A 12289-nucleotide genomic window follows, 5' to 3' on the forward strand; every position below is an offset into this window, starting at 1 on the left:
TGTGCCGCGCGGATAGCAGCGACGTACCCACCGGGGCCGGCTCCGAGGACAACGACGTCATAGTGTGAGGTCACGATAATTCTCAGATAGTCGATTCAGATCAGGTCAGTGCTTCCACAGACTGGGGCTTTCGGCCGTGCGGCATGAGGAGAGTCGCGGCGAGTCCGACTATCGCCAGACCTGCTGCAACGAAATAGACTGTTGTGTAGCCAATTCCAGCGTAAATAGGCGTTCCGTCGGCAACCGTTGCAATGTTCAGGGCGAGGATGGCAAAACCAATCTGTACAGCAACAGCACTGCCGACGGATCCCACCACATTGACCGTCGAGGCTGTGACGGCCTGCAGTCGAACCGGCGCGGCGGCGATCACCAGGTTGGGTATTGCCGCACTGATCAGACCGGCCCCGAATGCATATACCAAGTATCCCAACAGTATCGGCCAGAATTCCTTGTGGGAGAGGGCGAGTGATGCGGAGCCGATCGCCATCAAGGCGAAGCCGATCCAGTTCGGCAGGCGTGCGCCCCGACGTTCTGCGATTATGCCGACAAGCAACCCCATTGCGACGGTGGCCACGCCGGCCGGTGTGGTCAACCGCGCCATGTAGCTTGCGCTTTCCCCCAACCCGTAGGTAACGCCGAGGGCGATGGGTGTCTGAACGATGAAGGACAACAAGACGAATTGGAGAACGATGACGGCCTGGCCGGTAAATTGCGCGACCAGTGTCGTCACGACAGCGCGACCACGCAGCACCGCAATGTCGATCAGTGGGTTCTCGATTCGCTTTTCGTATCGAGCCCATCCGATGAAAATTGCCACCGCGGCGATGGCGCAGAGAAGTGTCTTCCACGACGTCCAACCCCACGTTCCGCCTTCGCCGATGCAGTACAGGAGGAGTGCGATCGAGAGCCCGAGCATGATCCCACCAACCCAGTCGATGGACGTTTTCACTCGGATCGGGGACTCGGGAACAACGAGCATGACCAAGGCACCCAAGAGCACAGGGAAGAGTGCCAATGCGAAGAACACTCCGCGGAATCCGAAATTGTCGATCAAAACTCCGGCAATGACAGGACCGGTGATCGTGGTGACACCAATTCCAGCGGTTGTCATGCTGACCGCCATCGCCAGCATCCGCTTCGGGAAGATGTCGCGCATCAGCGAGTAGGTTATCGGCACGATTGCAAGACCGAGTCCTTCGACGGTACGACCGACTAGTACTACGGAGAAGGTCGGCGCGATTGCGACGATCAGCGAGCCTGTTGCCATGCAGGCGGTTGCGATCAGAAGCCATTTCTTCTTACCGTCTCGATCTGCGAGCTTGCCGATCAACGGTGCGCTGATAGCGCCGGAGAGTGTGAACAGTGTTGACACCCAAGCGATGTTCGAGGTCTCGAATGAACCAGCCATGCTGGGGAGTGCGGGCGTCACCAGATTGAACGCGTATGCGACTTCTTCGGACAGAAGGCAGAGGATCAGGAGGATTCCGACCCAGCCGGCGGTTGATCGATTTCCCACGCCTTCTATCGCGAGAGTGGGGTTTGCGGAGGAAGATTCCGATGGAGTCGAGGAAGGATTATCCGTGGATGGAGCGGTCATCGTGGCTCCTGCATCTTTCTGACGGGAAGACGGGGCAGTGAGCGGGACAGTCGGCGCGGCGAGTGTGCAGACCCACTGAAGCATTTTGTGATGTGAGGCACAGTAAAATGGATCGATTGATTCTGTCAAGTGATCCACTAAATTTTTCCCGAGAAAATTGCAAAAGCGCGCACGGAGACGGCGCGTTCTGTGGATGGTGGATCCGCAACCCTACCTGGGAAGATCCATCCGCAAGCTAGGTCCGGGTTGGATCCATGAGTGACTCGAGTCCGCCTGCGACAAAATCCGCCAGTGTGTCGAATCGACCGTTGGACAGCGCGCGAGATCCCTCGATGCTTGCGTCCGACCATCGTGCCGCCATCACGATCAGCGTGTTCACGGTGAGTGACCAGTTCAGTTCGATCGCGGTGTCGTCGGCTGCGGGGTAGGCGCGTTCGAGTAGTTTGCGCAGCAACTCTGCTGTGTCGTCCTTGACGGGGAATAGCCGAGGATCGTTGGCGAGGCTGAGTTGTCCACAAATATTCAGCCACCGAACACCTTTGTCAGGTTCCTGATCGAGGAACTGGCGATACGGCAGTGCCAGGAGATCGACGATCTGCCTCGCTGTCGGAACGGTGTCGGAATCGACCATGTTCTTGGCCAGGCGATGAATGTGTGCGAGTACTTCGGCGCCGGAGTCGAGGAGGACGGCGTCGAGGATCGCGTCCTTGGATCCGAAATGATAGTGCGCGGATGCTGCTCCCAATCCGGCTTCGGCATTGATCGCTCGAATCGAGACGGCCTCGACTCCCTCTGCTGCGAACAGCTTTGCCGCTGAGTCGATCAGAGCACGGCGAGTTGCTGCGCCGTCGCGTGGACTGGATCGTGGCATTTCCGCAACCTTTCGGTTTGTTGACCCCATCATATCGCGATGTCGCGGCCTGATTTCCGGCCTGCTGACCCGGTGATGTCTGAGTAGATCTCAGTCGATTTAGAGAATGCACTTGATTGAATCACTTGATCCACATAGGGTGATGTGACAGCAGCCACACGAATGGCAATCGATGCCGGGTTGTCAAAGGCGCGAACCTCGTACTTGCATGTCGGACTGTCAGAAGGAGATCGGAATGGCCACGCACACAAGCGAACAGCTGACCGAAGTAGTGGAACCGGAGTCCCTCGACCCACGGTTGGCGATCGACATTTTCACCGTCATGGCCCGTGCGCGTGCGATCGAGGACGCGGTGCAGATTCACATCCGGGACCACGGATTTGCCGGATTTTGGCATCCGGGCAAAGGGCAGGAAGGTGCTGTCGCTGGAGCGGTGGCAGCGATGCGAGACGACGACTATCTGTTCTATCAGGGAAGAGGAGCCACATGGCCGCTTGCCAAAGGGATGACGATGGGGCCGATCATCGGTGACCTGCTTGGAAAAGTGACAGGTTCTACCGGCGGAAAGGGTGCCGGCGTTCCTCACTGGGCTGATCCGGCGCTGGGAATCATGGGGGAGGGTGCGACGCTGGGTTCGGTGTATCCGGTGGCAGCAGGCGCGGCATTGTCGGCGCAAATGAGAGGCACTGGGCAAGTTGCGCTGGCGGACTTCGGCGACGGGACGGCGGCACGTGGCACCTTCCATGAAACTCTTCTCGAGGCATCGCGGTGGAAACTACCGCTGGTCTACTTCTGTGAGAACAATGGAATCTCGGTAACCACCCCATTTGAATCTGTGAGTCCGACACGCACTATCGCCGAACGCGCGACTGCATACGGGATTCCCGGCGTTCGCGTCGATGGTCATGACGCCGTCGCTGTCTACCATGCGACAAAGGCTGCGATTGATCGAGCTCGCGATGGTCAGGGGCCGTCGTTGATCGAGGCAGTTGTCACCCGTGTCGGTGGACACTGGGAAGGTGACGCGCAGAAGTATCGCCCGGAAGACTTCCTGTCGACGTACCGAGATCCATTGGACATCATGCGTTCTCGACTCGATGCTTTGCTGGCCGACCAGATCGTCGCCGCAGCGCGTGCGGAAGTTGCCGAAGCGCTCGCCGAGGCAGAAGCCGCTCCTTTGCCTGACCCCTCCGTTATCATGAAGGACGTTTTTGCATGACTATCACTGACGACACGTCTGTCAACCGCACGGCTCCGGAAACTACGGTGCAAAGCTACGAGGCCGCACAGGGTGCGGCGATTGCCGAAGAGATGCGCCGTGACCCCTCGGTGTTTCTCATGGGGCAGGACATTGCCTCAGGCGGGTTCTTCGGCGGAACCCGAGGCCTGGTAGAGGAATTCGGCCTGGACAGGATCCGAAACACCGGAATCACCGAAGCATTCATGGTGGGTGCAGCTGCCGGTGCCGCCATGACCGGAATGCGTCCGATCGTTCAGTTGGGGTTTGCAGACTTCAGTTTGATCGCCGGGGACGAGATCTTTCAGAAACTGGGTAAGTGGCGCCATATGCACGGTGGTCAATTCGAACTTCCCGCTGTGATCATCATGCCGATCGGGCCGAGCGGTGGTGCAGGACCAGAACATTCGGGTTCGATGGAGATGCTACCGATGCATTTTCCGGGACTCAAAGCAGTTGTCCCGTCCAATCCTGCCAACGCGAAAGCCCTACTCAAGGCCGCAATCCGGGACCCAAATCCTGTTCTGTACTACCCGAGCAAGCAGCTCAACTTCAAACGGGGTGAGGTATTCACCGATCCCGAGTACGTAATGCCCTTGGGTAAAGCATCGATTCCACGGCGTGGCGACACAGTGACCGTCATCAGCTATGGATGTATGGTGCCTCGCTCGCTCGAAGCAGCACTCGTGCTGGCTGCGGAGGGTATCGAACTCGAGGTCGTCGACCTGCAGACGCTGGTTCCGCTGGACCACGACACGATCATCGCGTCGGTGATGCGGACCGGGCGGGCGATGATCGTTCACGAGGCGCCGAGAACCGCTGGTCCTGGCGCCGAGATCGCTGCGCTCATCCAGGAGCGTTGCTTCTACTGGCTCCACGCTCCGATCGCGCGTCTCGGTTCTGTGGATGCGCCGATTCCGGCGAGTCGGTTCCTCGAAGATCATTGCTTCCCAAGTGTTTCCGACATCATCGAGACGGCCCGTCACCTGGTTCGCGACTAATTACTCGACTACGAGGACATTCACCATGCTCACACTATTCGACGTCCACATGCCCCACATGGGGTCGGTGGAATTCGCGTTGCTCACCGAATGGCTGCTCAAGCCTGGGGACAGGGTCGCCGAGGGCGATCCGCTTTGTGAGGTGTCGACCGACAAGGTCGACACCGAAGTCGACTCGCCAACTTCGGGAATCCTCATCAGCTACGTTGCCGCAGTGAATCAGGAGGTTCCTGTCGGTGACGTCATTGCTCGATTTGCCTCACTCGACGCCGACCCGGTAGCCGTCGCGCAAGCCATTGCCGGTGAAGATGCAGTCGGTGAAGATGTCGCGCCGGCGGCGCCGACATCGGGTCCGATCGCGGGTCCGTTCCCGATTTCGCCGGATCGGGCTCTCGAGAGCGCGGCCCCGACAGTCGCCGCCGAGGGTTCTCGCCCACCCAACGATTCACTGGTGTTGGCTGCGTCGTGGTTCTCTCCGGTCAATCGTCCGCCCGAAGGAAGTCGACGCCTCCGCCTCGATTCGGGCTCGACTGATATGTCGCTGGAGAGCAAGAGCGAATTCTTGCCGGGAGCCAGGGATCGAGTACCGGAAGATGCTGACACCGTGGCGATTCCCGCCGGATACGAGGCGGTGACCTACACGGCTATCGAACACACTCGCCTGCGTAGGGCAATCGCCAAGAATCTGACAGAATCGTGGAATACGGCTCCTCAATTGACGGCGCAGGTTGATGTCGATTTCACTGCGGTCTCAGTAGCCCGAGCGAAGATCAACCGTGAGAGATCAGCTCGAGGTGAAGGGAAACTCAGTTTCCTTCCCTTTGTCGGTCACGCACTGTGCCGGGCGCTCGCAGACCACCCGGATGCCAATGCCACGTTCACGGACAAGCACCTCGTGCGATGGAACACTGTCAACCTGGGAATTGCCGTGGACACTCCGGACGGACTGATCGTCCCCGTCATACGTGATGCGCAGAATCTCGAACTGGAGGCACTGTCGGACGCAATAGTCGCGACCAGTAGTGCGATACTCTCGGGTTCCACGCAGCCGGAGGATCTTTCGGGCGGAACAATTACGATCAGCAACTCGGGAAGTGTCGGCGGCGTGGTCTCGACTCCGATCCTCACTCGTCCGCAAGTTGCCTCGATCGGTCTCCCAGCCATCGTGCGTACCCCCGTCGCGCGAAAGAGCGTCGACGGTGAATCCGAGCTCCTCACCATCAGGCCCATTGCACGACTCGGATTGACCTTCGACCACAGGGCATTCGACGGCGCCGAAGCCTTGCGCACGCTGATGTCCGTACAGAAGTATCTCGAACAATGGCCGACAAAATCGTAGGCACTTCTCGACGTGAGGACATCAGATGAGGGCAGCAGTGCTTCGAGGTGGAGACGTCATACTTGCCGACATTCCGGAGCCGTCACCGGGACCGAATCAGCTTCTGGTGGAGCCGATAGCCACCGGGATCTGCGGCAGTGATCTTTCGGCCTGGCAGCACACCGATGATTTCCTGGCTGCGCATCGTGAGGCGGACGTGCCGGGAGCGCTGTTCGATCCGGCGCACGATGTTGTATTCGGACACGAGTTCACTGCAACGGTGACCGAGTTGGGAACCGGAGTGGTCGACTACGCAGTCGGTGACCGTCTGGTGGTTCTGCCGTGGGTCGTTGACGACGATGGATTGACTCATACAGTCGGATACTGCAATTCGAAGCCGGGAGGGCTGGCTGAAAGGGTTGTTATCCAGGCTGGAGGGCACCTGCACATCCCTCCGGACGTGGATCCGGTTACCGCTGCAGTGACCGAACCTCTCGCTACTGGTGTTAACGCCGTGCTGCGTTCACGAATCGTTGCCGGCGCCGCCGCAGTGGTGACCGGTTGCGGGCCTGTGGGACTCGGCGCAGTCATCGAATTGGCGCAACGTGGCGTTCACCCCATCGTCGTATCCGACCCTTCGGAACTTCGACGAACTGTGGCTTTGGCGTACGGGGCCGATGTGGCAGTCGATCCGAGGCACTCGGATCCACTGAGCACACTTGCAGGAATGATTCCGGCAGATACCGAAGTATTTGTCTTCGAAGCATCCGGAGCGCGGAATCTACTGGGTTCCTTGATGTCTGTCGTTCCACCGTTCACACGCATTGTGATTGTCGGATCGGCAATGGAGCACGAGTCGATTCGACCCGTAATCGGGATTCTCAAGAATGTGAGTTTGGAATTCGTGGGTGGTCCGGGGCGTGGAGAACATACGTACCAAGCGTTTTCCCGAACTTTCGAACATATCGTGGAGCGTCGTTTCGATCCGGGATTGATGGTCACGGGCTTTGCCGGGCTGGATGCGGTGAGTGAGGTGTTCTCTGCGCTGCGCCCGGCCGCGGGTGACGAGATAGAGCACGTGAAGGTTTTGGTTCGGCCCGACCTGCCCGCCGGTGCGGGTGTGGTGCGTTGTGGCGTCGAGTAACGGACTATGGGATGAGGACGTTGTAATGAATGAGGTTGAATCAATAGCGGAGAGCGAGCAGTTCAACGCCGACTTGGTTCGGTCCAGGTTGGTCGAGATGGGCGAGTTGGGTACGGGCGAGGAACTGACTGTGCGACTATTGGCAGGCGGTCGATCCAACCTGACGTTCGAGTTGGCGAGTAAGTCGAGAAGATGGATTCTGCGTCGTCCGCCGATCGGTCACCGTCTGGAGACTGCTCACGACATGGGTCGGGAAGTGACCGTTCAGCGAGCCCTCGCGGAAAGTGCTGTCCCGGTTCCGCGGATCGTGTTCTCCGAGGAGTTCGACGCGACATCGGGTGGAAGTTTCTACGTCATGGACAAGATCGAAGGTCAGGTGTTGCGAACCGATGACGACTTCGCTTCCGTGGACCAGAGCAATCGCTCCGAGCTGGCGTTTCGCTACGTCGATTGCCTGGCTGCTCTGCATACGCAAGACTTTCGTAGCCTGGGTTTGTCTGGTTTCGGTAGGCCGGAGGGATACCTCGAGCGGCAGGTAAGGCGCTGGAGTAAGCAGTTGGCGTCGTCGAAGTCCCGCGATCTTCCGATGTTGGAAAAACTAGGGGTAAGGGTCGCGTCGTCGATTCCGAGGCGGTCTGCAACCTCGATCGTCCACGGCGACTTTCGATTCGACAACATGATTGTTCGGCTAGGTGCCCCGTCGGACATCGTCGGAGTGCTGGATTGGGAGATGTCAACACTGGGTGATCCGTTGACAGACTTGGGTTTAATCCATCTGTTCTGGTCGGGATGGGCAGGTATCGATAATCCGATTGCCGGGACACCCTCTGCGCATGAGGGTTTCCCCTCGTTCGACGACGTTGTCGAAAGATATTCCCTAAGCACTGGGTTCGATATCGATGCGCTGCAGTGGTATTCGGGCTTTGCATTCTACAAGATGGCAGTGATTCTGGAAGGCATCCATCTTCGCTTCGTCAATGGGGAAACAGTCGGCGACGGTTTCGAGGACATCGGCTCGATGGTCGTTCCTTTGGCAGAGCGCGGGCTCTCGGCACTTGCGTAGCCGAAAATTGTTGTCAAACAGTAATTTCTGATCTCGGTCGTACTCGGCCCACGAAGGGTGAAGGTGTGTGACATGGACTTCGAGTTCGACGCGAAGACTATTGATTTGAAGGAACTTGCGTCGGCATTCATGGACGAGTTCGTTTTTCCTGCAGAGCATTTCTTCCACGACAACCCGGAAGTAGGGGATCGGCAGTGGGAGCGTCCGGCGGTGATGGCGGAGCTGAAGGAACACGCGAAGGCGCGGGGGTTGTGGAATTTGTTTCTTCCGCACGATCCGCGTGGTGCGGGACTGTCGAATCTGCAGTACGCACCGTTGGCCGAGGTAACGGGTTGGAGTCCTGAGGTTGCGCCGGAAGCGTTCAACTGCAACCCGCCCGATACCGGGAACATGGAGTTGCTGACGCTGTTCGGGACTGAGGCGCAGAAACATCGGTGGCTCGATCCGTTGTTGAACGGTGACATCAGGTCGGCGTATTGCATGACGGAGCCGGATGTGTCGTCGTCTGATCCCGCGAACTTGACCTGCTCAATCACTGATGAGGGTGATTGTTGGAGGATCAATGGACGTAAGTGGTGGTCGACCGGCGCGATGAGCAGCGATTGTGCGTTGTTGATCGTGATGGGGGTGTCAGATCCTGATGCGGATCCGCGGTCGCGCCACAGTTTGGTTCTGATTCCGCGTGAGACTCCCGGCGTGCGTATTGTCCGGGGGCTGAAGATGTTCGGCTTCACTCACGGTGCCCATGGCGGTCACGCGGAGGTGCATTTCGAGGACGTGCTTGTTCCCAAGGACCACATGCTCGGCGAGCGTGGTCGGGGGCAAGCGTTGGCGCAGGCCAGGCTTGGTCCGGGGCGCATTCATCACTGCATGCGCATGATCGGGATGGCAGAGCGTGCGATCGAGTTGATGTGCCGCCGGGCGAACGAGCGTGAGGCCTTTGGTAGGTCTTTGGCGGATCAGGGGATCATTCAGCATTGGATTGCGCAGTCCCGTGTGAAGATCGATCAGTTGCGGTTGTTCGTTCTGCGGACTGCGTGGTTGATCGACACAGTTGGGGCGCGTGAGGCGCGTACGGAAATTTCGGCTATCAAGGTGGCTGCCCCGGATGCTGTGGGTTGGGTGATCGACAAGGCAATTCAAGTGCACGGCGCTGGCGGAATGACGCAAGACTATCCGCTGGCGATGTTGTGGGCGCAGGCTCGGACCATGCGTTTCATCGACGGCGCTGACGAGGTTCATCGGATGGTCGTCGCGTCACGAGAATTGCGCCTTCATCGATAGCGGTCCGGGTTTCACGAATGACGAATCGATGCCGAATGGGGATAACTGGTGGGAATGCAACTCCCATTCGATATCGGTGAGATTCGACGGCGTCTGATCGACTGTGGCGAGTTGGATCGGTACTCGCGATTCAGTGCTAATAAGGTTTCCAGTTCGCCGCCGGGTCAGGCCTACTCCTTGACCAGCGGTGAAGGAGCATGGATCTTGCGCTGTTCGTCGAGCAGTGATGACAGTCTTGGAACACGAGGAATTCGAGGGGAGGCCACTGCGCTGCACATGCTCGAAAAGAGCAGCATTCCAGTACCTCTCCTTGTCTACCGGGACGAAGTCTCTGGATTGGTCGTCTCTCGACGGGTGCATGGATCATCTCTCCGGACCGACATTCAGTTAGCCGACGTCGAGATCGGCGCGAGAAGACTGGTAGCGAACTCATTTGCCGACACGCTTGCCGGGATTCATTCGCTCGAAGTCGGCCTCAACGGTGTGAGTGCTCTCCCCGGGATGTGCGGGGAACTGCACAACTACTTGTCCGAGATTGGAATAAGGCTCGCTCGGCACGAATTGAGTGTGAGGCCGGCGTTGAACGCGCTCCTCGATTCCCTCGCGCGATCGGTGCCGGCGCCGCAGAAGCCCTGCTTGCTCCACGGCGAATATCGTCTGGATCGAACGATTTTCGACCTCGCCGACTCCCCACTATTGCGCGCAGTGACAGATTGGCGTCGAGTAGGTTTCGGTGACCCGCTGTTGGACGTTGGTATCGCTTACGTTTTCTGGGCAGGTTTGAGAGGAATTCCCAGCGTTGTATCGGGTTGCCCTTCAGTTCATTTCGGATACCCGGCATTCGAGCAGTTGTTGTCCCGGTATCGAAGGTCAGTTACCTTCGATGTCGATACACGCGTGTTGCCGTGGTTCTACTCGGTGGGGTTTCTCGAGGTTGCTGCACGTGTGCTCGAACTGTGCAATGAGAGACGCGAATGGCTCTCGAGCACAAATAGATTCGGCGATGTGTCGGCCTTGGTGACACCATTGATCACCCGCGCAGTTGCAGCCTTGGAAGGCAGTCACCTTGCCGCATCCTTTGTGCTCACGCGATGACAGAGACCCAACGAATGCTTGGAGGAAAGTCGTGACGCACGACAATCGAACCACCGGGGAGGGGCGCAAGCTGCTCCGTCTCGAGATCCGAAACGCGGAGACGCCCATCGAACGCAAACCCAACTGGATCAAGACCCGAGCAAAGATGGGCCCCGAGTACACGGAGCTCGAGGGCCTGGTCAAGCGTGAAGGTTTGCACACCGTCTGCGAGGAAGCGGGCTGCCCCAACATCTACGAATGCTGGGAAGACCGCGAAGCCACCTTCCTGATCGGCGGCGAGCAGTGCACACGCCGCTGTGACTTCTGCCAGATCGACACCGGCAAGCCCGAGGCTCTCGACCGCGACGAGCCCCGTCGCGTCGCGGAAAGCGTTCAGGCCATGGGCCTTCGGTACTCCACGATCACCGGCGTCGCCCGCGACGACCTCCCCGACGGCGGCGCCTGGCTCTACGCCGAGACCGTCCGCAAGATCCACGAACTCAACCCGGGCACCGGCGTCGAGAACCTGGTTCCGGACTTCAACGGCAAGCCCGAACTGCTCGACGAGGTCTTCGCCTCACGCCCCGAGGTACTCGCACACAACCTCGAGACCGTCCCCCGCATCTTCAAGCGGATCCGTCCGGCATTCCGGTACCAGCGCAGCCTCGACGTCATCACCGCAGCACGCGACTACGGACTGGTCACCAAGTCCAACCTGATCCTCGGCATGGGCGAAACCCCTGAAGAGGTCACCGAGGCGATGGCAGATCTCCACGCCGCCGGTTGCGACATCCTCACCATCACCCAGTACCTGCGCCCCTCGCCCCGGCACCACCCCGTCGAGCGGTGGGTCAAGCCCGAGGAGTTCGTCGCACACTCGAAGGCTGCAGAAGAGCTGGGCTTCGCCGGCGTCATGGCCGGTCCGTTGGTTCGCTCGTCGTACCGCGCCGGCCGCCTGTATGCGCAGGCCATGGCACATCATGGCCGCGAACTTCCCGAGGCGCAGCGTCATCTGACCGAGGGCGGCGACGCTTCCCAGGAAGCCAGCTCACTCATCGCACGCCTCGTCGTCGATATCTAGTGCGCCGACGTCAGTTCGATACAGGAATTGGGCGACTCAGGTACGCGAACGGGCATCGCTCATCCGATCGAGCCCACTTTCCATGGATACTGCCAGTCGCTCGAGTGCGGCAAGGACCTTCCCCCGGTCCCGGCCGAGTTGGGTGAACAATTCACCGTGAGCGGCGAGTTCGCGAGGAAAGACGTCGTCGACGACAGCGTTTCCCTGGACCGTCATCGTGATCAGTGCAGATCGCCTGTCTTCGGGATTGCTTGTGCGGGAGACGAGTCCTCGCTTCTCGAGTCGCGCGAGTGCCTTGCTGACCCCGGCCCGAGACATACCGAGGCGTTCGGCGAGACGAATCGCGGTGACCGGTTCCTCGGCGTATCGCAGTGGCACAAGCAGTTCCACTTCCGACACGGTGAGATCCGCGGTTTGGTATACCGGTTCGACTGCTAGTTCGAGAAGCGCCGTAATCCGTTTGAGTTGCGCGACTACTTCCATGGGCGAGGTGTCGAGGTCGGGATTGTTTTCGGCCCAGAGGTTGCAGGTACGGGAGCGGAGTGTTGGTTCGTTCACGATTCCTCAACTTTGTTAACCGGTAAACAAATTTGCTAGATTGCCAGAATAGCCACCGTCT

The 12289-nt window shown here is 59.2% G+C and carries 11 protein-coding genes; 8 read left to right on the forward strand and 3 right to left on the reverse strand.

The window, feature by feature from the left end:
• Positions 1–100: 100 nt before the first annotated feature.
• Both PCS43_RS23985 and PCS43_RS23990 read right to left on the reverse strand, forming a co-directional pair.
• Positions 101–1597, reverse strand: coding sequence for an MFS transporter (locus PCS43_RS23985; protein ID WP_232318944.1), 1497 nt, complete (start codon positions 1595–1597; stop codon positions 101–103).
• A 235-nt stretch (positions 1598–1832) separates the two neighbouring features.
• Entirely contained in the window at positions 1833–2468 is a 636-nt protein-coding gene (locus PCS43_RS23990; protein ID WP_245361489.1) for a TetR/AcrR family transcriptional regulator, read from the reverse strand.
• Positions 2469–2703: 235 nt separating this feature from the next.
• Here PCS43_RS23990 and PCS43_RS23995 point away from each other — a divergent pair, with 235 nt between their 5' ends.
• From PCS43_RS23995 to lipA, 8 genes are all read left to right on the forward strand, one after another.
• The gene (locus tag PCS43_RS23995; protein WP_050656427.1) at positions 2704–3687 is read left to right on the forward strand and encodes a thiamine pyrophosphate-dependent dehydrogenase E1 component subunit alpha; all 984 of its coding nucleotides are present in this window, start codon (positions 2704–2706) and stop codon (positions 3685–3687) included.
• Positions 3684–4706 (forward strand): alpha-ketoacid dehydrogenase subunit beta, encoded by a 1023-nt coding sequence (locus tag PCS43_RS24000; protein ID WP_007735418.1) that lies wholly within the window; start codon positions 3684–3686, stop codon positions 4704–4706. Before PCS43_RS23995 ends, PCS43_RS24000 begins: the two co-directional genes overlap by 4 nt.
• Before the next feature lie 25 nt (positions 4707–4731).
• Positions 4732–6045 (forward strand): dihydrolipoamide acetyltransferase family protein, encoded by a 1314-nt coding sequence (locus PCS43_RS24005; RefSeq protein WP_209909838.1) that lies wholly within the window; start codon positions 4732–4734, stop codon positions 6043–6045.
• A gap of 25 nt (positions 6046–6070) precedes the next feature.
• Positions 6071–7168, forward strand: a complete 1098-nt coding sequence (locus tag PCS43_RS24010) for an alcohol dehydrogenase catalytic domain-containing protein (RefSeq protein WP_083056705.1) — start codon at positions 6071–6073, stop codon at positions 7166–7168.
• Positions 7169–7193: 25 nt separating this feature from the next.
• Positions 7194–8231, forward strand: coding sequence for a phosphotransferase family protein (locus PCS43_RS24015; protein WP_083056707.1), 1038 nt, complete (start codon positions 7194–7196; stop codon positions 8229–8231).
• 72 nt (positions 8232–8303) lie between these two features.
• Positions 8304–9515 (forward strand): acyl-CoA dehydrogenase family protein, encoded by a 1212-nt coding sequence (locus tag PCS43_RS24020; protein WP_209909834.1) that lies wholly within the window; start codon positions 8304–8306, stop codon positions 9513–9515.
• A 54-nt stretch (positions 9516–9569) separates the two neighbouring features.
• The gene (locus PCS43_RS24025; protein ID WP_245361848.1) at positions 9570–10610 is read left to right on the forward strand and encodes a phosphotransferase family protein; all 1041 of its coding nucleotides are present in this window, start codon (positions 9570–9572) and stop codon (positions 10608–10610) included.
• 31 nt (positions 10611–10641) lie between these two features.
• Positions 10642–11670, forward strand: a complete 1029-nt coding sequence (gene lipA, locus PCS43_RS24030; protein WP_209909828.1) for a lipoyl synthase — start codon at positions 10642–10644, stop codon at positions 11668–11670.
• Between the two features lie 36 nt (positions 11671–11706).
• Here lipA and PCS43_RS24035 read toward each other — a convergent pair whose 3' ends face one another.
• The gene (locus PCS43_RS24035) at positions 11707–12228 is read right to left on the reverse strand and encodes a MarR family winged helix-turn-helix transcriptional regulator (RefSeq protein WP_007731333.1); all 522 of its coding nucleotides are present in this window, start codon (positions 12226–12228) and stop codon (positions 11707–11709) included.
• Positions 12229–12289 lie beyond the last annotated feature (61 nt).

Source organism: Rhodococcus sp. C-2, assembly GCF_027854095.1.
GTDB classification, from domain to species: Bacteria; Actinomycetota; Actinomycetes; order Mycobacteriales; family Mycobacteriaceae; genus Rhodococcus_F; species Rhodococcus_F qingshengii.